Source organism: Streptomyces sp. WAC00040 (assembly GCF_056835925.1).
The window spans coordinates 3,626,717-3,645,157 of the sequence record NZ_JAKQZE010000001.1; the positions used below are offsets into that span (position 1 = coordinate 3,626,717).

Annotated in this window: 15 protein-coding genes; 11 read left to right on the plus strand and 4 right to left on the minus strand. The window is 71.1% G+C overall.

Going from position 1 to position 18,441, the window contains the following annotated elements:
* Positions 1-67: 67 nt before the first annotated feature.
* From MDN94_RS16750 to MDN94_RS16785, 8 genes are all read left to right on the plus strand, one after another.
* Positions 68-751, plus strand: coding sequence for a response regulator (locus tag MDN94_RS16750; RefSeq protein WP_482726561.1), 684 nt, complete (start codon positions 68-70; stop codon positions 749-751).
* 148 nt (positions 752-899) lie between these two features.
* Positions 900-3,653, plus strand: a complete 2,754-nt coding sequence (locus tag MDN94_RS16755; RefSeq protein ID WP_482726562.1) for a DNA translocase FtsK — start codon at positions 900-902, stop codon at positions 3,651-3,653.
* Positions 3,654-3,843: 190 nt separating this feature from the next.
* Positions 3,844-4,665 carry a helix-turn-helix domain-containing protein gene (locus MDN94_RS16760; RefSeq protein ID WP_482726563.1) on the plus strand — a complete coding sequence of 274 codons (822 nt, stop codon included), beginning with the start codon at positions 3,844-3,846 and terminating at the stop codon, positions 4,663-4,665.
* Positions 4,666-4,736: 71 nt separating this feature from the next.
* Positions 4,737-6,233: a 30S ribosomal protein S12 methylthiotransferase RimO gene (gene rimO, locus MDN94_RS16765; RefSeq protein WP_482726564.1), complete on the plus strand. Its 1,497-nt coding sequence runs from the start codon at positions 4,737-4,739 to the stop codon at positions 6,231-6,233.
* Positions 6,230-6,895 (plus strand): CDP-diacylglycerol--glycerol-3-phosphate 3-phosphatidyltransferase, encoded by a 666-nt coding sequence (pgsA, locus tag MDN94_RS16770; protein ID WP_482726565.1) that lies wholly within the window; start codon positions 6,230-6,232, stop codon positions 6,893-6,895. Before rimO ends, pgsA begins: the two co-directional genes overlap by 4 nt.
* Positions 6,892-7,401 (plus strand): CinA family protein, encoded by a 510-nt coding sequence (locus MDN94_RS16775; protein WP_482726566.1) that lies wholly within the window; start codon positions 6,892-6,894, stop codon positions 7,399-7,401. Before pgsA ends, MDN94_RS16775 begins: the two co-directional genes overlap by 4 nt.
* A 109-nt stretch (positions 7,402-7,510) precedes the next feature.
* On the plus strand, positions 7,511-7,891 hold the full coding sequence (locus MDN94_RS16780) for a helix-turn-helix domain-containing protein (protein WP_005311156.1): 381 nt from the start codon (positions 7,511-7,513) through the stop codon (positions 7,889-7,891).
* Positions 7,892-8,071: 180 nt separating this feature from the next.
* The gene (locus MDN94_RS16785; RefSeq protein WP_453458422.1) at positions 8,072-8,542 is read left to right on the plus strand and encodes a Dps family protein; all 471 of its coding nucleotides are present in this window, start codon (positions 8,072-8,074) and stop codon (positions 8,540-8,542) included.
* A 288-nt stretch (positions 8,543-8,830) separates the two neighbouring features.
* Here the strand turns inward: MDN94_RS16785 and MDN94_RS16790 are convergent, their stop codons facing one another.
* From MDN94_RS16790 to MDN94_RS16800, 3 genes are all read right to left on the minus strand, one after another.
* Entirely contained in the window at positions 8,831-9,592 is a 762-nt protein-coding gene (locus MDN94_RS16790) for an SDR family NAD(P)-dependent oxidoreductase (protein WP_482726567.1), read from the minus strand.
* A gap of 71 nt (positions 9,593-9,663) precedes the next feature.
* Positions 9,664-10,467: an Fpg/Nei family DNA glycosylase gene (locus MDN94_RS16795; RefSeq protein ID WP_482726568.1), complete on the minus strand. Its 804-nt coding sequence runs from the start codon at positions 10,465-10,467 to the stop codon at positions 9,664-9,666.
* Between the two features lie 45 nt (positions 10,468-10,512).
* Positions 10,513-15,150: an ATP-dependent helicase gene (locus tag MDN94_RS16800; protein WP_482726569.1), complete on the minus strand. Its 4,638-nt coding sequence runs from the start codon at positions 15,148-15,150 to the stop codon at positions 10,513-10,515.
* A gap of 92 nt (positions 15,151-15,242) precedes the next feature.
* Here MDN94_RS16800 and MDN94_RS16805 point away from each other — a divergent pair, with 92 nt between their 5' ends.
* The 3 genes from MDN94_RS16805 to MDN94_RS16815 all read left to right on the plus strand — a co-directional run bounded on the left by MDN94_RS16805 (position 15,243) and on the right by MDN94_RS16815 (position 17,369).
* The gene (locus MDN94_RS16805; RefSeq protein WP_482726570.1) at positions 15,243-16,115 is read left to right on the plus strand and encodes a helix-turn-helix domain-containing protein; all 873 of its coding nucleotides are present in this window, start codon (positions 15,243-15,245) and stop codon (positions 16,113-16,115) included.
* Between the two features lie 181 nt (positions 16,116-16,296).
* A complete protein-coding gene (locus tag MDN94_RS16810; RefSeq protein ID WP_482726571.1) occupies positions 16,297-17,064 on the plus strand; it encodes an AzlC family ABC transporter permease in 768 nt (255 codons plus the stop codon).
* Positions 17,061-17,369 (plus strand): AzlD domain-containing protein, encoded by a 309-nt coding sequence (locus MDN94_RS16815; protein ID WP_482726572.1) that lies wholly within the window; start codon positions 17,061-17,063, stop codon positions 17,367-17,369. The genes MDN94_RS16810 and MDN94_RS16815 overlap by 4 nt, the downstream gene beginning before the upstream one ends.
* A gap of 130 nt (positions 17,370-17,499) precedes the next feature.
* Here MDN94_RS16815 and MDN94_RS16820 read toward each other — a convergent pair whose 3' ends face one another.
* Positions 17,500-18,435, minus strand: coding sequence for a hypothetical protein (locus tag MDN94_RS16820; protein ID WP_482726573.1), 936 nt, complete (start codon positions 18,433-18,435; stop codon positions 17,500-17,502).
* Between the last annotated feature and the right edge of the window lie 6 nt (positions 18,436-18,441).

An 18,441-nucleotide genomic window follows, 5' to 3' on the forward strand; every position in this document is an offset into this window, starting at 1 on the left:
GGCGCCCGGTGCGTCCCCCGGCTCATCGAGCTGGGGAGACCCCATGCCGGGGCGAGGAGGACGGGGCATGGTGCAGAAGGCCAAGATCCTCCTGGTCGATGACAGGCCGGAGAATCTGCTCGCGTTGGAGGCCATTCTCTCAGCGCTCGATCAGACGCTGGTGCGGGCATCGTCAGGGGAGGAAGCGCTCAAGGCGCTGCTGACGGACGACTTCGCGGTCATTCTGCTGGATGTCCAGATGCCCGGAATGGACGGATTCGAGACCGCCGCGCACATCAAGCGCCGGGAGCGGACGCGGGACATTCCGATCATCTTCCTGACCGCGATCAACCACGGCCCCCATCACACCTTCCGTGGCTATGCCGCGGGCGCCGTGGACTACATCTCCAAGCCCTTCGACCCGTGGGTGCTGCGCGCTAAGGTCTCCGTCTTCGTCGAGCTCTACATGAAGAACTGCCAACTGCGCGAGCAGGCGGCGCTGCTGCGCCTCCAGCTCGAGGGCGGCAACCAGACGGAAACGGGAGCCGGCCGGGAATCCGCGGGTCTCCTCGCCGAACTGTCCGCGCGGCTCGCCGCCGTCGAGGAGCAGGCAGAGGCCCTCTCCAAGCAGCTCGACGACGACTCGGCGGACGCGGCGGCCGTGGCGACGGCAGCCCACCTCGAGCGCAAACTCACCGGACTGCGCAGGGCTCTTGACGCCCTGGAACCCGGTACGGGCGGCGGTTCGCCGACCCTTCCCTCGCAGAACTAGCGGCATCAGGCGCCGGGCGTCGGGCACCTGCCGGTGTCCGACCGGCGCTTGATGTCACGTCAGTTCTTCGCACCATCAGCAACGACACGAACGGGTGAAGCAGTGGGCACACGTGTCCGTTGCGGTCGACACCGGTAACCTCACCACCATGGCCTCACGTACGTCCGGCAAGGGTTCCCAGGGCACGGCGGGCACCGCGAAGCCGCGCGCCGGCCGTACGACCGGCGCCGCGAAGAAGGCAGCGCCCGCAAAGAAGAGCGCCGCCAAGAAGGCCGTGCCTCCGAAAAAGGCGGCGGCGAAGAAGGTGGTCGCGCCGAAGCCCGCACCCTCTCCCACCGGGGGTGTGTACCGGCTGGTGCGTGCCGTCTGGCTCGGGATCGCGCACGCCGTCGGAGCGATGTTCCGCGGCATAGGGCGTGGAGCCAAGGGTCTCGACCCGGCGCACCGCAAGGACGGGCTGGCTCTGCTGCTGCTCGGCCTGGCGCTGATCGTGGCGGCGGGCACCTGGTCGAATCTGCGCGGCCCCGTCGGCGATCTCGTGGAAATGCTCATCACCGGAGCCTTCGGAAGGCTCGATCTGCTCGCGCCGATACTGCTGGGCGCGATCGCCGTGCGGCTGATCCTCTTCCCGGAGCGGCCGGAGGCCAACGGCCGTATCGTCATCGGCCTTTCCGCTCTGGTCCTCGGCGTGCTCGGTCAGGTGCACATGGCGTGCGGCTCGCCCGGCCGGGGCGAAGGTACAGAGGCGATCCAGGACGCGGGCGGCCTGATCGGCTGGGCCGTGTCCAAACCGCTGATCTTCGCCATGGGCGAGGTGCTCGCGGTGCCGCTGCTCGTACTGCTCACCGTCTTCGGCCTGCTCGTGGTCACCGCCACGCCTGTCAACGCCATCCCTCAGCGGCTGCGGCTGCTCGGCTCCAAGCTCGGCATCATCGAGCCGCTGCCCGGCCCCGACGCCGAGACGGACGACGAGCGGTACGACGAGCAGTGGCGCGAGGCTCTGCCGGCCCGGCCGGCCCGGCCGGGCCGTTCGGCCGGCCGCGGCCGCACAGTCGCGGAAGCCGGCCCGGCCGCGGCGGAGGAGGAGGCCCTCTCCCGGCGCCGCCGGCCGCGCAGGCCGTCGGCCCAGCCGGCCCTGGGCAGGGAGATGGACGCGGTCGACGTCGCCGCGGCGGCGGCCGCCGCGCTCGACGGAGCCGTACTGAACGGTATGCCGCCCTCGCCGCTCGTCGCCGATCTCACCCGGGACGTCACCGCGGAGCGGCAGCGTGCCGCTTCCCCCGTCCCCACCGCACGGGAACCGGAGATGCCCGGCCGCGAGCAGAAGGCCCCCGGGGCAAAGGGAGCCGTACCCGACCTGACGAAGCCGGCGCCCGACGAGTCCCAGCCCCTGCCGCCGCGGGCCGAGCAGCTCCAACTGTCGGGGGACATCACCTACTCGTTGCCGTCGCTCGACCTGCTCGAGCGAGGCGGCCCCGGCAAGACCCGCAGCGCCGCCAACGACGCGGTCGTGGCCTCGCTGACCAACGTGTTCATGGAGTTCAAGGTCGACGCCGCCGTCACGGGCTTCACCCGCGGTCCGACGGTCACGCGGTACGAGGTGGAACTCGGCCCCGCCGTAAAGGTCGAGCGCATCACGGCCCTCACCAAGAACATCGCCTACGCCGTCGCCAGCCCGGACGTGCGGATCATCTCGCCGATCCCCGGCAAGTCCGCCGTGGGCATCGAGATCCCGAACACCGACCGCGAGATGGTCAACCTCGGCGACGTGCTGCGCCTCGCGGACGCCGCTGAGGACGACCACCCGATGCTCGTCGCGCTCGGCAAGGACGTCGAGGGCGGCTATGTGATGGCCAACCTGGCGAAGATGCCGCACGTCCTGGTCGCGGGCGCCACCGGCTCCGGCAAGTCCTCCTGCATCAATTGCCTGATCACTTCCGTGATGATAAGAGCGACGCCGGAGGACGTACGGATGGTGCTGGTCGACCCCAAGCGGGTCGAGCTCACCGCCTACGAGGGCATTCCGCACCTGATCACGCCCATCATCACCAACCCCAAGCGGGCCGCGGAGGCTCTGCAGTGGGTCGTGCGCGAGATGGACCTGCGCTACGACGACCTCGCCGCCTACGGCTTCCGCCACATCGACGACTTCAACCAGGCCGTACGCAACGGCAAGGTCAAGCCGCCGGAGGGCAGCGAGCGCGAGCTCCAGCCTTATCCGTATCTGCTGGTCATCGTGGACGAGCTGGCCGACCTCATGATGGTCGCGCCGCGAGACGTCGAGGATGCGATCGTCCGCATCACGCAGCTGGCGCGCGCCGCGGGCATCCATCTGGTATTGGCCACCCAGCGGCCCTCGGTCGATGTCGTCACCGGACTGATCAAGGCGAACGTGCCCTCCCGGCTCGCCTTCGCCACCTCCTCCCTCGCCGACAGCCGGGTCATCCTCGACCAGCCGGGCGCGGAGAAGCTCATCGGCAAGGGCGACGGCCTCTTCCTGCCCATGGGCGCCAACAAGCCCACCCGCATGCAGGGCGCCTTCGTGACGGAGGAAGAGGTCGCCGCGGTCGTCCGCCACTGCAAGGACCAGATGGCCCCCGTCTTCCGGGACGACGTGGTCGTCGGCACGAAGCAGAAGAAGGAGATCGACGAGGACATCGGAGACGACCTCGATCTGCTCTGCCAGGCCGCCGAGCTGGTCGTTTCCACGCAGTTCGGCTCGACGTCGATGCTGCAGCGCAAGCTGCGCGTGGGTTTCGCGAAGGCGGGACGGCTGATGGACCTCATGGAGTCGCGGAACATCGTCGGCCCCAGCGAGGGGTCGAAGGCCCGTGACGTTCTTGTGAAACCCGACGAACTGGATGGAGTGCTCGCCGTGATCCGGGGAGAGACTGACTCGTAAGGGTTTGACGGGCAACCGTTTGCCTTGGTCGTACGTCAAGTTGGAGGGAGGGATGTACAGATGTCCCGACCCCGGGACCGTCCGGCCATTCCGATGGCGTACAAAGCTTCACCGCCCGGTTGCCCCACCCTTTCGTACCACCCATAGACTGAACCTCCAGCAGGTGGTTACACGCTCGAAAGGCGCCCCCGTGTCCATCGGCAACTCCCCCGAAGAAGACCGGCCTTCAGTCGAAGACGAGCGGCCTTCGATCGGTCGCGTGCTCCAGCAGGCGCGTGTCGGCGCAGGCCTCACCGTTGACGAGGTCAGTACCTCCACCCGGGTGCGCATCCCTATCGTGCACGCGATCGAGGAGGACGACTTCTCCCGTTGCGGCGGTGACGTGTACGCCCGCGGGCACATCCGTATGGTCGCCCGCGCCGTCGGACTCGACCCCGAACCGCTCATCGAGCAGTTCGACGACGAGCACGGCGGCCGCCCGGCCCCGACCCCTGCCGCCCCGCTGTTCGAAGCCGAGCGCATCCGTCCCGAGCGGCGCCGCCCCAACTGGACCGCCGCCATGGTCGCGGCAATCGTCGCCGTGGTCGGCTTCTCCGGCTTCACGCTCTTCAGTGACGCTGAGAGCGGCGGCGGCAACGTCGCCGAAGGCCCCGCCTCCGGCACGAAGCCCACTCCCACCGACGCCCCGACGACCAAGCCCGCCGATCCCAAGCCCGAACCCTCGGACAGTGCCATCGCGGCCCTGCCGAAGGACAAGGTCACGGTGAAACTGTCCGCCACCAGCGACAAGAGCTGGATCTCCGCCAAATCTCACAACGGCAAGCTGCTCTTCGACGGGCTGCTGCTCAAGGGCGAGACCAAGACCTTCCAGGACGACGAGCGCGTCGACCTGATCCTCGGCAACGCCGGGGCGATCGAGCTGTTCGTGAACGGCAAGAAGGTCCAGGACGAATTCAAGATGGGCGGCGTCGAACGGCTCTCCTACACGAAGGGTGACCCCGAGGTCGGCTGAGCCCTTCGTCCCGGCACGGGCCCCGACCCTCGCGGCCGGGGCCCGCGCCGGGACAAAGTAGTCTTGAGCCCATGCCCGAACGCCGTACCGTCGCCCTTGTCACTCTCGGATGCGCCCGTAACGAGGTGGACTCGGAGGAGCTTGCAGGCCGCTTGGCAGCGGACGGCTGGGAGCTCGTCGAGGACGCCTCCGACGCAGACGTCGCCGTCGTCAACACCTGCGGATTCGTCGAAGCCGCCAAGAAGGACTCCGTCGACGCCCTCCTGGAAGCCAACGATCTCAAGGATCACGGCAGAACCCAGGCCGTCGTCGCCGTCGGCTGCATGGCGGAGCGGTACGGCAAGGATCTCGCGGAGGCCCTCCCTGAGGCCGACGGCGTCCTCGGCTTCGACGACTACGCCGACATCTCCAACCGCCTCCAGACCATCCTGAGCGGCGGCAGCGTGGAGGCCCACACCCCCCGCGACCGGCGCAAGCTGCTCCCGCTGAGCCCCGTCGAGCGGCAGCAGGCGACCGACGTGGCCCTGCCCGGCCACGGCGACGCCGCCCCGGCGCCCGAGGACCTCCCGGAGGGAGTCGCCCCGGTGTCCGGCCCGCGCGCGCCGCTGCGCCGCCGCCTCGGCACGAGCCCCGTCGCCTCGGTGAAGCTGGCCTCCGGCTGCGACCGGCGCTGCTCCTTCTGTGCCATCCCGTCCTTCCGCGGCTCCTTCATCTCGCGACGCCCGAGCGATGTCCTCGGCGAGACGCGCTGGCTGGCGGAGCAGGGCGTCAAGGAGATCATGCTGGTCTCCGAGAACAACACCTCGTACGGCAAGGATCTCGGCGACATCCGTCTGCTCGAGACGCTGCTGCCCGAGCTGGCAGCCGTCGACGGCATCGAGCGGGTCCGCGTCAGCTATCTGCAGCCGGCCGAGATGCGCCCCGGGCTGATCGACGTCCTCACCTCGACCCCGAAGGTCGCTCCCTACTTCGACCTGTCCTTCCAGCACTCCGCGCCCGGCGTGCTGCGCGCGATGCGCCGCTTCGGCGACACGGAGCGATTCCTGGAACTGCTGGAGACCATCCGCGGCAAGGCTCCGCAGGCGGGTGTGCGCTCGAACTTCATCGTCGGGTTCCCGGGCGAGACCGAGGCGGACTTCGCGGAGCTGGAACGCTTCATCTCGGCCGCGCGCCTGGATGCAATCGGGGTCTTCGGATACAGCGACGAAGAGGGCACAGAGGCCGTCACCTACGACGGGAAGCTGGACGCCGACGTCATCGCGGAGCGGCTCGAGCACATGTCGCGCATCGCCGACGAGCTCACCGCGCAGCGGGCGGAGGAGCGCCTGGGTGAGACCCTCGAGGTACTGGTGGAGTCCGTCGACGAAGAGGACGGCGCGGTGGGACGTGCCGCTCACCAGGCGCCGGAGACCGACGGCCAGGTCGTTTTCACGTCGAGCGAGGGCCTCGAGCCCGGTCGTATGGTCGTGGCGAAGGTCGTTGGCACCGAGGGCGTCGACCTGGTGGCCGAGTACTGCGAGGTCCTGGGGGTCGGCTCCCGGACCTCTGACGAGGAGGCGGGCAGATGACCGGAGTGCCGGCATCCGCGGCGGGCGGGACCGGAAGGCCGGCGCCCGGCGGCAAGCTGGGCGCTGCGGCCGTCAATCAGGCCAGCCTGTGGAACATCGCCAATATCCTGACCATGGTGCGGCTCGTCCTCGTGCCCGCCTTCGTCGTGCTGCTGCTGCAGGACGGCGGCTACGACCCGGTCTGGCGGGCGTGGGCATGGGCGGCGTTCGCCGTCGCCATGATCACCGACATCTTCGACGGACACCTCGCCCGCACGTACAACCTGGTCACCGACTTCGGGAAGATCGCGGACCCGATCGCCGACAAGGCGATCATGGCCGCGGGGCTGATCAGCCTCTCCGCGCTCGGCGACCTTCCGTGGTGGGTGACCGGAGTCATCCTCTTCCGTGAGCTCGGGATCACGCTGATGCGGTTCTGGGTGATCCGGCACGCGGTGATCCCGGCCAGCCGCGGCGGGAAGATCAAGACGCTCGCGCAGGGCACCGCCGTGGGCATGTACGTGCTGGCGCTCACCGGACCGCTGGCGACGCTGCGGTTCTGGGTGATGGCTCTCGCCGTGGTGCTGACGGTCGTCACCGGCCTCGACTACGTGCGGCAGGCGATCGTGCTGAGGCGCAAGGGGCTCGCCGCCGAGCGGGCCGGGGCGGGCTCCTCGAAGTGACCGGGGCCGCCGCAGTCCTGGAACTGCTTGCGGAGCGTGGTCAGAGCCTGGCCGCCGCGGAATCCCTCACAGGCGGTCTCGTGGCCGCGGAGCTCACTTCGGTGCCCGGAGCCTCGAAAGTCTTCCGCGGTTCCGTCACGGCGTACGCCACCACCCTCAAGAGGGATGTTCTTGGCGTCGACGGTGTCCTTCTGGCGGAGCGCGGCGCGGTCGATCCGCAGGTTGCGTCGCAGATGGCGGCCGGTGTCCGGGACGTCATGGGTGCCGATTGGGGTCTGGCGACCACCGGTGTGGCGGGTCCCGATCCGCAGGACGGGCAGCCCGTCGGGACGGTATATGTGGCTGTCGCGGGACCGGCGGGAGCCGGGAAAGTGGCCGCATTGCGGTTGAACGGCGACCGCGGGGAAATCCGTAGAGAGAGTGTACGGAGCGTGCTGGAGCTGCTCCTCGAGGAACTGCGCGAGAACGCGCGGGCACAGGATACGGAACAGAACGGGGGGAATTGATGTTTGCAGCCCTGAGTGAACACGACATCGCTCCCCGCACGGCCGCCGCACAAGGCGGTACGGTGGGGCGTGAAGGATGCGGCTACGCGGTCCGAGGAGGGAGCCACCGATGATTCTGCTCCGTCGCCTGCTTGGTGACGTGCTGCGTCGGCAGCGCCAGCGCCAGGGCCGTACTCTGCGCGAAGTCTCCTCGTCCGCCCGAGTCTCGCTCGGCTATCTCTCCGAGGTGGAGCGGGGGCAGAAGGAGGCTTCCTCCGAGCTGCTCTCCGCGATCTGCGACGCGCTTGACGTACGGATGTCCGAGCTCATGCGTGAAGTGAGCGACGAACTGTCGCTGGCCGAACTGGCCGAGTCGGCAGCCGCCGGCGAGGTGCCCGCACCGGTACGTCCCATGCTGGGTTCCGTCTCCGTGACGTCGGTGGCAGGTGTGCCGACCGAGCGTGTGACGATCAAGGCACCTGCGGAAGCGGTCGACGTCGTCGCCGCCTGATCGCGGGTCCCTGCCCACCCCGCACGGCACTTCTGTTTGAGCTGGGCCCTGACCGGTACCCGTTACCGGTCAGGGCCTTTCGCTTGGGCAGGCACAGTGCTTGATCACCTGTCCCGAATGGCTCTTTTCGGTAGTTATGTAATCGTGGACGGTAGTCGGCGAACCGAGTGGAGGACGTGGATGTCTGTCGTGAAGAGCACTCTGTCCGATGCGGACCTCAAGACGGTCGGCGATGCGCTGAAGGGTGCGCTGGTGGACCTGGTGGACCTCGGCCTGGTGGCCAAGCAGGTCCACTGGAACGTGGTCGGCCCCCGCTTCAGGTCCGTGCACCTGCAGCTCGACGAGGTCGTCGACACCGCACGGCAGCACTCCGACATGGTCGCGGAGCGGGCGTCGGCGATCGGTGTGGCACCCGACGGGCGGGCGGCGACCGTGGCCGCCCGGAGCGCGATCGGCTCCGTTCCCGAAGGCTGGATCAAGGACGTCGATGTCGTGCGGACCATGATCGACTCTCTGGGGTCCGTCATCGGGCACATGCGTGAGCGCATCGAGGCGACCGCCGAACCGGACCCGGTGAGCCAGGACATCCTGATCCAGCTCACCGCGGACCTCGAGAAGCACGCATGGATGTTCCAAGCGGAGAACGCGTGACGAAGAGCGCAGGATCGCAGTGCGCGCGCGCCGGGTCGTCCAACCGTGCGCCCTCCTCGCAGCCCGCTGCGGCGCATTAGCGTGGGCCGGAGGAGGCAGCCATGGCAGTACGCGGGGCGGTCCTCGTGCCCGTTGTCGCGCTCGGACTAGTGGTGGGCGGCTTGTGGTGGTGGGCCGTGTTTCGGCTCGCCCTGGTCCCGGAGCACTCCGGCGTCGTCGAAGGGGCGGTGGCCGCGAGTGGTTGGGGGCTCAGCCTGCTCCCGGTCCATGCTACGGCGGCCCGCCGGTCTACCAGGGCATCACGACGCCACCGTTCGGACGGCATATCTGACCCGTCGTGAACGACGAGGCGTCGCAAGCCAGATGAAGCACCGTGTGGGCGACGTCCGCCGGTTCGCCCACGCGGCCGAGGGGTGACAGTCGCGCCATCGTGGTCTCCGTTCTGTGCTGGAGACCGGCCTCATGACGGTCTGTCATCGGTGTGCGCACCCAGCCCGGTGCGACCGCGTTCACGCGGATCCCGTGCGGGCCCAGTTCGGTCGCGAGCGTCCTGGTGAGCTGGACGACTGCGGCCTTGGACGCGCTGTAGCAGAGCAGACCGGCGTTGGCCGCGTCCACCGCGCCGGAGGCCATCGTGACGATGGAGCCGCCGCCCGCCGGAATCATGGCGCGGGCCGCTGCCCGGCACGCGTGCAGCACACCCTTGAAATTGACTTCCATGACGCGGTCCAGGTCCTCGTCCCGGGTCTCGAGGACCTGGCTCGTGTGCATGATCCCGGCGACGGCGGCCATGACGTCGAGGCGTTCCGCGCTCGCGACCGCCGCGTCCAGGGCTGTGCGGTCGGTGACGTCGACGGTGTGCGTAAGGGCCTTGCCCCCGGTGGACTCGATCAGGGAGCGGGTCCCGGCGAGACCGCGCCGGTCGAGGTCGGCGCAGTGGACCACCGCCCCGGCCTCGGCGAGCAGCACGGCACAGGCGCGACCGATCCCGCCTGCTGCTCCGGTGACGAAAGCGGTGCGGCCCGTGAGGTCGTACGCCGCGAGGGTCATGTGGGGAACGTACGACCGTATCTGACGGCTGGTCAACTGTATCGGCAGTCCTGGAGGTAGGGGCCGGTTCGTCAGGGCGTGGGGCCGGTCTGACAGCGCGGGCACCAGTAGGTCGGACGCTCACGGCCCACCTCACCCTGGTCGGCCCTGCGCACGGGTGTACCGCAGCGCGGACACGGGCGGCCCTCGCGTCCGTATACGTACAGCTTCTGGGCGGGGTTGCGGCCGCTGGTCATGGTGCGTCGGTCGAAGCGCCGCTTGTTGGCCTCGAGGAGCCGCTGCGCGGTGGCCACCAGCCGCTCGGAAATACCCGTCGGCAGTTCGCCGACCGGCAGCCATGGTGTGACGCGGGCCAGGAAGGCCAGCTCCGACTTGTAGACATTGCCGATCCCGGCCAGGTTCCGCTGGTCGAGGAGGGCCTCCCCGAGGGGACGGAGGGGGTCGGCAAGCAGGTTCGCCACCGCCCGCTCGGCATCCCAGTCCGGGCCGAGGAGATCGGGCCCGAGATGGCCGACGGCCTCCTCCTCTTCCGTGGTACGGAGCAGCTCGACGACGGGCAGGCGGTATCCGACGGCTGTGCGGGCCGCGTTGCCCAGGATCGCGCGGATCTGGTGCGACGGGCCGCCGCTCCAGCGCGCACTTACGTCGTAGACGCGCCACGAGCCGTCCATGCCGAGATGCGAGTGCAAGGTCAGTCCGCCCTCGAACCGGGTGAGGAGATGCTTGCCGCGTGGGGTCACGTCCAGGACGGTCCGGCCGGTCAGGTCCGCCGTGGCGAAGCGCGGGACACGGAGGTCGGAACGGGTCAGGACCTGACCGGCCAGCGCCTCGTGCAGATGGTGGGCGGTCAGCCAGACGGTGTCTCCTTCGGGCATGTCACCCATGATGCGCGACGGGCGGGCCGGGCGGGCGTGTGCCGGTCACGGGCGCAGGCGCAGCCCCCGCGGTGTGGCATGGAACCCGGCGCTCTCCAGGGCGCGGGCCAGCGGTGCCGTCAGGGCCGGGACCCCGTTGGCCCGCTCCACCGTGACTGTGCCGAGGGCGCCTTCGCGGGCAGCGGCGGCGAGCGCGGCGGCCGCCGCGTGCAGCGCGGGCGCATCCGGGTCGGTGGCCCAGGCGAGCAGCGTCTTGCCGCCGCGCTCCATGTACAGCGTCAGCTCCCCGTCGACCAGCACCACCAGGGAACCAGCTTTCCTGCCCGGCTTGTGCCCGGCGCCCTCCGGCGGCTCCGGCCAGGGCAGCGCCGCCCCGTAGGCGTTCGCGGGGTCGGCGGCGGCCAGCACCACCGCGCGGGGCGCGGCCTGCCCCTCGGCACGGTCCCGCGCGGAGGACGCCGCTCGCAGGCGGTCGACCGCGCCGTCCATCGCGAACTGGGCCGCGCCCAGCCCTTCGACGACGTATCCACGGCGCGCCTGTCCGCTGTTCTCGAAGGCCGACAGGACGCGGTACACGGCGGAGAAGCCGCCCTCGACACCCTCCGCCGCGACCGCGCCCCGCGTCACCACGCCGTGGCGGTCCAGCAGGGTCCGGGCCAGGGCATGCGCCCGGTGGGTCGGATCCTGCTCGAGGGACGGCAGCAGCGACCAGCGGCCGCTCACCGTGGGAGGACCGGTGCGGGAGGCGGGACGGGCCGCTGCCGTCAGGCTTCCGTAGCGGCCTCGGGGGACGGTGCGCCTGGCGCGGTGGGCGGTGGAGCCCGCCGTGCGGCCCGAGCCGAGCATCGCCCGCAGCGGTGCGAGAGTGTCATTGGTGAGCCGGCCGGACCAGGCGAGATCCCAGACGGCGTCGGCCAGTTGCGGGTCGGTGGCGTCGGGATGCGTGGTCGCGCGCACCTGGTCGGCGATCTGGCGGAAGAACAGGCCGTATCCACCGGAGAGGGCGGTGAGCACCGATTCGTGCAGCGCCGTCAGCTCCAGAGGGTGCGGTGGGGGCAGCAGCAGAGGGGCGGCGTCGGCCAGATAGAGCGAGACCCAGCCGTCCTTGCCAGGCAGGGCACCGGCCCCCGCCCACAACACCTCGCCACTCGTGGTCAGTTCGTCCAGGAGTGTGCTGCTGTAGTGGGAGACGCGGGACGGAAGGACCAGCTTCTCCAGGGCGGAAGCCGGCACGGAGGCGCCCTGCAGTTGCTCGATCGCACGGGCGAGGCCGTCGATGCCGCGCAGGCTGCTGCTCCCCAGGTGCTGCCACTGGGGCAGGAAGGAGGCCAGCGCGGCGGGCGGCACCGGCTCCAGCTCGTGCCGGAGCGCGGCCAGGGAACGCCTGCGCAGCCGGCGCAGCACGCCCGCGTCGCACCATTCCTGGCCGATGCCGGCGGGATGGAACTCGCCCTGTACGACCCTGCCGCTCGCGGCGAGCCGCTGGAGTCCGCCGTCGGTGACCGCCGCGCCGAGACCGAAGCGTGCGGCGGCCTGGGCGGAGGTGAAGGGGCCGTGGGTGCGGGCGAACCGGGCGAGGAGGTCACCGAACGGGTCCTTCACCGGCTCGGTGAACGCCTCCGGGACGCCTACGGGCAGCGCCGTGCCCAGCGCGTCGCGCAGCCGTCCCGCGTCCTCCACTGCCGCCCAGTGGTCCGAGCCGGCGATGCGAACGCGGATCGCGCGACGGGACGCGGCGAGCTCCTGCGGCCAGGCGGGGTCACTCCCGCGCTCTACGAGCTCTGCCTCGGTCAGCGGACCCAGCACGCGCAGCAGGTCGGCCACACCCTCCACGTCCTTGATCCGCCGCTCATCGGTCAGCCACTGCAGCTCGCGCTCCAACTCGGTGAGCACATCGGCATCCAGCAGTTCCCTCAGCTCCGCCTGGCCGAGCAGCTCGGACAGCAGCCGGGAGTCCAGGGACAGGGCGGCGGCCCGGCGCTCGGCGAGCGGCGAGTCCCCCTCGTACAGGAACTGGGCGACGTAGCCGAACAGCAGGGAGCGGGCGAAGGGGGAGGGCTCGGGGGTGGTGACCTCGACGAGACGGACGCGGCGGGACTCGATGTCACCCATCAGTTCGGTGAGCCCGGGAACGTCGAACACGTCCTGGAGACACTCGCGGACCGCTTCCAGGACGATCGGGAACGAACCGAACTCACTGGCTACCTGCAGCAACTGGGCGGCGCGCTGCCGCTGCTGCCACAGCGGAGTGCGCTTGCCGGGACTGCGGCGCGGCAGCAGCAGCGCGCGGGCGGCGCACTCGCGGAACCGGGAGGCGAACAGGGCGGATCCGCCGACCTGGTCCGTCACGATCTGACTGATCTCTCCCTTGTCGAAGACGGCGTCGGCGGCACCGACGGGCGCCTGTTCGCTGTCGTACGCACCGTCCGGTGAGGCGCCAAGGTGCACCGGGTCCTGGTCGAGCAGGTCGAGCCCCATCAGGTCGGCGTCCGGAAGACGCAGCACGATGCCGTCGTCGGCGTGCATCACCTGCGCGTCCATGCCGTAGCGCTCGGCGAGACGGGTGCCCAGTGCGAGCGCCCACGGCGCGTGGACCTGGGCGCCGAACGGGGAATGGATCACGACCCGCCAGTCGCCCAGCTCGTCCCGGAACCGCTCCACCAGGATCGTCCGGTCGTCGGGGACATGGCCGCAGGCCCGGCGCTGCTCGTCGAGGTAGGCCAGCACATTGTCCGCGGCCCAGGCGTCCAGACCGGCGGCCAGCAGGCGCAGCCGGCCGTCCTCGGGGGTGAGCCCGCCGACCTCACGCAGGAAGGCACCGACGGCCCGTCCGAGCTCCAGCGGCCGGCCCAGCTGGTCGCCCTTCCAGAACGGGAGCCGCCCGGGCACCCCCGGGGCGGGGGAGACCAGCACCCGGTCGCGCGTGATGTCCTCGATCCGCCAGGACGTGGTGCCCAGCGTGAACACATCGCCGACCCGTGACTCGTAGACCATCTCCTCGTCGAGCTCCCCCACGCGGCCACCGCCCTTCTTGGGGTCGGCGCCGGCGAGGAAGACGCCGAAGAGGCCGCGGTCGGGGATCGTGCCTCCGGAGGTGACGGCGAGGCGCTGCGCCCCGGGACGGCCCGTGACGGTCCCCGCGACCCGGTCCCAGACCACACGTGGGCGCAACTCGGCGAACGCGTCGGAGGGATAGCGGCCGGCCAGCATGTCGAGGACGGCGGTGAAGGCCGACTCGGGCAGTGAGGCGAACGGCGCGGCACGACGGACCAGGGCCAGCAGGTCGTCGGCCTGCCAGCTGTCCATGGCGACCATCGCGACCAGTTGCTGGGCCAGGACATCCAGAGGGTTCGACGGGATGCGCAGCGACTCGATGGAGCCGCTGCGCATGCGCTCGGTGACCACTGCCGCCTGCACGAGATCGCCCCGGTACTTCGGGAAGACCACACCGGTGGAGATCGCGCCCACCTGGTGTCCCGCCCGGCCGACCCGCTGGAGACCGGAGGCCACGGACGGCGGGGACTCGACCTGGACGACCAGGTCCACCGCTCCCATGTCGATGCCCAGCTCCAGGCTCGACGTGGCGACGACCGCGGGCAGCCGGCCCGCCTTCAGGTCCTCCTCGACAAGGGCCCGCTGCTCCTTGGACACCGAGCCGTGGTGAGCGCGGGCGAGCAGCGGCGGGGCGCCCCGGGCGGCCCCGGACTGCGCCATGATCTCCGCCGGCGGTCCGTCCTCGGGCATGGATGCGCCCGTGGCCCGTTCGTACGCGATCTCGTTGAGACGGTTGCACAGACGCTCGGCGAGACGGCGGGAGTTCGCGAAGACGATCGTGGAACGGTGGGCCTGGACGAGATCGGCGATGCGCTCCTCGACATGCGGCCAGATCGACGGCTTCTCGGCGACCCCGTCGCCGGTGTCGGAGGCGGGCGAGCCCCCGAGCTCGCCCAGATCCTCCACCGGGACGACCACGGAGAGGTCGAACTCCTTGCCGGACACGGGCTGGACGATCTCCACCCGGCGCTGCGGCGACAGATAGCGGGCCACCTCGTCCACCGGCCGCACCGTGGCCGACAGGCCGATCCGGCGGGCCGGGCGGGGCAGCAGTTCGTCGAGACGCTCCAGGGACACGGCGAGATGGGCGCCCCTCTTGGTGCCCGCGACGGCGTGGACCTCGTCCAGGATCACCGTCTCCACGCCGGCCAGCGCCTCCCGGGCGGACGAGGTGAGCATCAGGAAGAGCGACTCGGGGGTCGTGATCAGGATGTCCGGCGGCCGGGTCACAAGCGACCTGCGCTCCGCGGGCGGCGTGTCGCCCGAGCGGATCCCCACCCGCACCTCCGGCTCCGGCAGGCCGAGCCGGACCGACTCCTGCCTGATCCCGGTCAGGGGGCTGCGGAGATTGCGCTCCACGTCGACCGCCAGAGCCTTCAACGGCGACACGTACAGCACGCGGCAGCGCTTCTTCGCCTCCGCCGGCGGAGCCGTGGACGCGAGCCGGTCCAGGGCGGCGAGGAAGGCGGCCAGCGTCTTGCCGGATCCCGTGGGCGCCACGACCAGCACGTCCGAGCCCTCGCCGATGGCCTTCCATGCCCCCTCCTGCGCGGCGGTGGGCGCGCTGAACGCCCCCGAGAACCAGCCTCGTGTCGCGGGGGAGAAGGAGTCGAGCGCAGTCCTGGCCATGCCCACCATCGTGCACCCGACCACTGACAACACCTGTCCAGGACATGGACCGGCCGGGCCGCCGGACGGGTCACGGGAGCAGAATGGGCTGCATGGAAGAGGAAGCCGCGCCGGAGAGGGAGGGCGAGTGGGCACGGCACTGGCAGTACCCGGGCGTGCCCGGTCTCGATCTGCTGCGGGCCCGCTACGTGCGCCATTCCTTCTCCCGGCACAGTCATGAGGGATTCGTCGTGGGCGCCGTCCGCCGCGGCATCGAGGACGTCTTCCTGCCGGAGGGCACGGTGCGGGCGCGGCCCGGCACCGTCGTCATGATCAACCCGGAGGTGCCTCACTCGGCGAAGGCCGGTGTGCCGGAAGGCTGGGTGTACTCCACGCTCTACCCGTCCTCGCAGCTCGTCGCCACGATCGCCGAGGAGACGACGACGCTGCGCGGAACGGCCGGCTTCGCGGAGACGATCGTCGAGGACCCGAACACCGCGCGGCTGGTCCACGAGGTGCACCGGGCGGCCGAGGCGGGCAACGCCCTGGCCGCCGACAGCGTCCTGCGCGTCACCGTCGCCACACTGCTGCGCCGCCACGGGCGCTCGCTCCCCGCGCGTAAGCCCTTGGCGGCGGGCGCGCGGACAGCGGCTGCCGCAAAGCAGCTCCTCGAGGAGCGGATGGCCGATCCGCCGTCCCTCGAGGAATTGGCGCAGGAGGTCGGGGTCGGGCCCTTCGCGCTGCTCCGAGCCTTCAAGGCCGCCTACGGGCTGCCGCCGCACACCTGGCTCACCGACGCGCGCGTCCGGCGTGCCCGTCTCCTCCTGGACGCCGGCACGACCCCGTCGGAGGCGGCCGTCGCGGTCGGTTTCACCGACCAGCCGCACCTGAACCGCCACTTCACCCGGATCGTCGGCGTCCCGCCGGGCGCATACCGCCGGGAGCGTGCAAGAACGTACAAGACCGCAGGCGGGAGCCCTGCGTAACGTCCCTGACGTGGCAGAACAGACAGCTCGACCAGACATACCGGCCGGGGAGGCCTACGCGACCGCCGCGCCGTCCACGGCGCTCGCGGCGCGCACCGGGGGACCCGCGCCCGGATCCCGGGACGCGGCCGGTCCGCGATCCGGATCCGCGCCCGGGAGTTCGTCCTCCCCGCCTGGGGACGTGTCCTCCGCGCCCGGGGAACCGAAGCCCGACGCGGCCGTCGTCAGAGACGCTCTCGGTGTCGGGATAGCCGTCGGTCTTTCCGGCTTCGCCTTCGGTGTGACCTCGGCAGGCTCCGGCCTGACCCTTCTGCAGACCTGCGCGCTCAGCCTGCTGGTGTTCACGGGGGCGTCGCAGTTCGCGCTCGTGGGGGCGATCGCCGCCGGCGGCAATCCCCTGGCCGCCGCGGCAGGGGCCTTCTTCCTCGGCGTACGCAACGCCTTCTACGGGCTGCGGCTGTCACAACTGCTCGCGCTGCCCCGCTTCGTACGGCCCCTCGCCGCGCACTGGGTCATCGACGAGACCACCGCCGTAGCGCTCGCCCAGCCGACCCGGCGCAGTGCGCGGCTCGGCTTCACCGTCACCGGTCTGACGCTCTACGTGCTCTGGAACCTGACCACGCTCCTGGGGGCGCTCGGGGCCGAAGCCATCGGCGACACCGACGCGTGGGGGATCGACGCGGCGGGCCCGGCCGTCTTCCTCGCGCTGCTCGCGCCGATGCTGCGGACCGCAACCGAACGTGCGGTGGCCGGGCTTGCGGTCCTCCTCGGCCTCGGCTTCCTGCCGGTGCTGCCCGCCGGGGTGCCGGTGCTCGTGGCGGCAGTGGCCGCTCCCGCGGTGCTGTGGCTCAAGGGGCGCGCGATGGGCGACGGCGTGAGCGGTGACGGCTCGGCCCGTGACGGCTCGGGCCGGACGAAGAGGGCACGGCGGAAGGAACGGGAACGATGAGCATCTGGATCGCGATCGGTGCGACGGCGGTCGGCTGCTATCTCGTGAAACTCGTCGGCCTGCTGGTGCCGGCCGACACCCTGGAACGACCACTCGTGCAGCGCCTGGCGGCCCTGCTGCCCGTCGCCCTGCTGGCCGCACTGACGGCGCAGCAGACGTTCAGCACGGGTCAGTCGCTGGTCCTCGACGCACGGGCCGCAGGAGTCGGTGCGGCGGCGCTGGCGCTGCTGCTGCGCGCTCCGTTCCTGGTGGTCGTCGGGGCCGCGGTGGCCGTCACAGCGGGTGTGCGGGCGCTGGGAGGCTGAGGCCGGCGCGGCGGCCGAAACGCTCCGGTGGGAGGTCCTGCCCGGCCCGGAACGCGCCGGGCGTTCGTGTTCGGCCGGAACGCCGGGCAGACGTCGTACGGCCGGCGCGGTCCGCTTACCCGCACCCGCTTCACTCGATGGGGTGGCCGTGCGCCCGCAGGGTCCGCAGCGCCTCGATCGTCACGATCGGCCGCGATTCCAAAGCGGTGCCGGGGGCCCACTCCTGCCAGGTGATGGGCCATCCGCCGTCCTGCTGCTGCTCCGCCGCGAGGTGCTCCAGGGCCCGGTCCATCTCCTCGTCCGTGAACCAGCGGCGGGCGAGGGAGTCGGGTCTGCGGGCGTAGTCGTAGGCGAAATGGTGCTCGCCCGGGGCGTAGCCGGGGGCCACCGGTTGGTCGTCGCGCCGGTCCGGGTCGAGCGCGACGAGCCGCTGCTCGCGCACGAGCGCGCCCAGCCGGTCAGCCGCGGCCTGCGCGCGGGCGCTGTCCGGTGCACCGTCCAGGAAGGCGATCGCAGCCTGGACCTCGTAAGGATGCGACTTCTCGATCGCGTCGACCGCTGACCAGCAGAAGTCCGTGGCTCGGAACAGCCATGCGTGCCACACCTGATTGCGGTGCAGCAGGCCGACCACCGGCCCTGTCGCGAGCAGATCGCTCGGAGGGTTGTCGACGATCGGGAGGAACGGGGCGGCCGGATAGGCGCGTTGGGACGCGTGGACGGCCGGCAGTGCCCCGTCCCGTGTGGACACCTCGGTGAGATAGCGGCACATGCGCTCCACCCGGAGCCCACCGCAGCGGCCGATGGAGTCCAGCACCCGCAGGGCGTGCGCCGTGTGCAGGGGCTGGCTGACCGGGCCGCGCAGGTCGGGCTCGAGGGCGTGGCCGTAGCCGCCGTCCTCATTGAGGTAGGCGGCCAGCGCCGTCTCCACCGGGTCGGAGGGGCCGGCGAGGAAGTGGTAGGCGAACCGCCGCTGCTCGAGCACCCGGGCCGTCATCCAGATGAAGCGCTCGGCGCGTGACAGTGCGGACGCGGGGGAGGGGTCGGTGGTTGCTCCGTTTCCAGCCATGTTCCG

Excerpts from the sequence above, each read along its gene's own strand:
- MDN94_RS16750 (WP_482726561.1), top strand. The coding sequence starts at position 68 with ATGGTGCAGAAGGCCAAGATCCTCCTGGTCGATGACAGGCCGGAGAAT.
- MDN94_RS16755 (WP_482726562.1), top strand. The coding sequence starts at position 900 with ATGGCCTCACGTACGTCCGGCAAGGGTTCCCAGGGCACGGCGGGCACC.
- rimO (WP_482726564.1), top strand. The coding sequence starts at position 4,737 with ATGCCCGAACGCCGTACCGTCGCCCTTGTCACTCTCGGATGCGCCCGT.
- pgsA (WP_482726565.1), top strand. The coding sequence starts at position 6,230 with ATGACCGGAGTGCCGGCATCCGCGGCGGGCGGGACCGGAAGGCCGGCG.
- MDN94_RS16780 (WP_005311156.1), top strand. The coding sequence starts at position 7,511 with ATGATTCTGCTCCGTCGCCTGCTTGGTGACGTGCTGCGTCGGCAGCGC.
- MDN94_RS16785 (WP_453458422.1), top strand. The coding sequence starts at position 8,072 with ATGTCTGTCGTGAAGAGCACTCTGTCCGATGCGGACCTCAAGACGGTC.
- MDN94_RS16790 (WP_482726567.1), bottom strand. The coding sequence starts at position 9,592 with ATGACCCTCGCGGCGTACGACCTCACGGGCCGCACCGCTTTCGTCACC.
- MDN94_RS16795 (WP_482726568.1), bottom strand. The coding sequence starts at position 10,467 with ATGCCCGAAGGAGACACCGTCTGGCTGACCGCCCACCATCTGCACGAG.
- MDN94_RS16800 (WP_482726569.1), bottom strand. The coding sequence starts at position 15,150 with ATGGCCAGGACTGCGCTCGACTCCTTCTCCCCCGCGACACGAGGCTGG.
- MDN94_RS16805 (WP_482726570.1), top strand. The coding sequence starts at position 15,243 with ATGGAAGAGGAAGCCGCGCCGGAGAGGGAGGGCGAGTGGGCACGGCAC.
- MDN94_RS16815 (WP_482726572.1), top strand. The coding sequence starts at position 17,061 with ATGAGCATCTGGATCGCGATCGGTGCGACGGCGGTCGGCTGCTATCTC.
- MDN94_RS16820 (WP_482726573.1), bottom strand. The coding sequence starts at position 18,435 with ATGGCTGGAAACGGAGCAACCACCGACCCCTCCCCCGCGTCCGCACTG.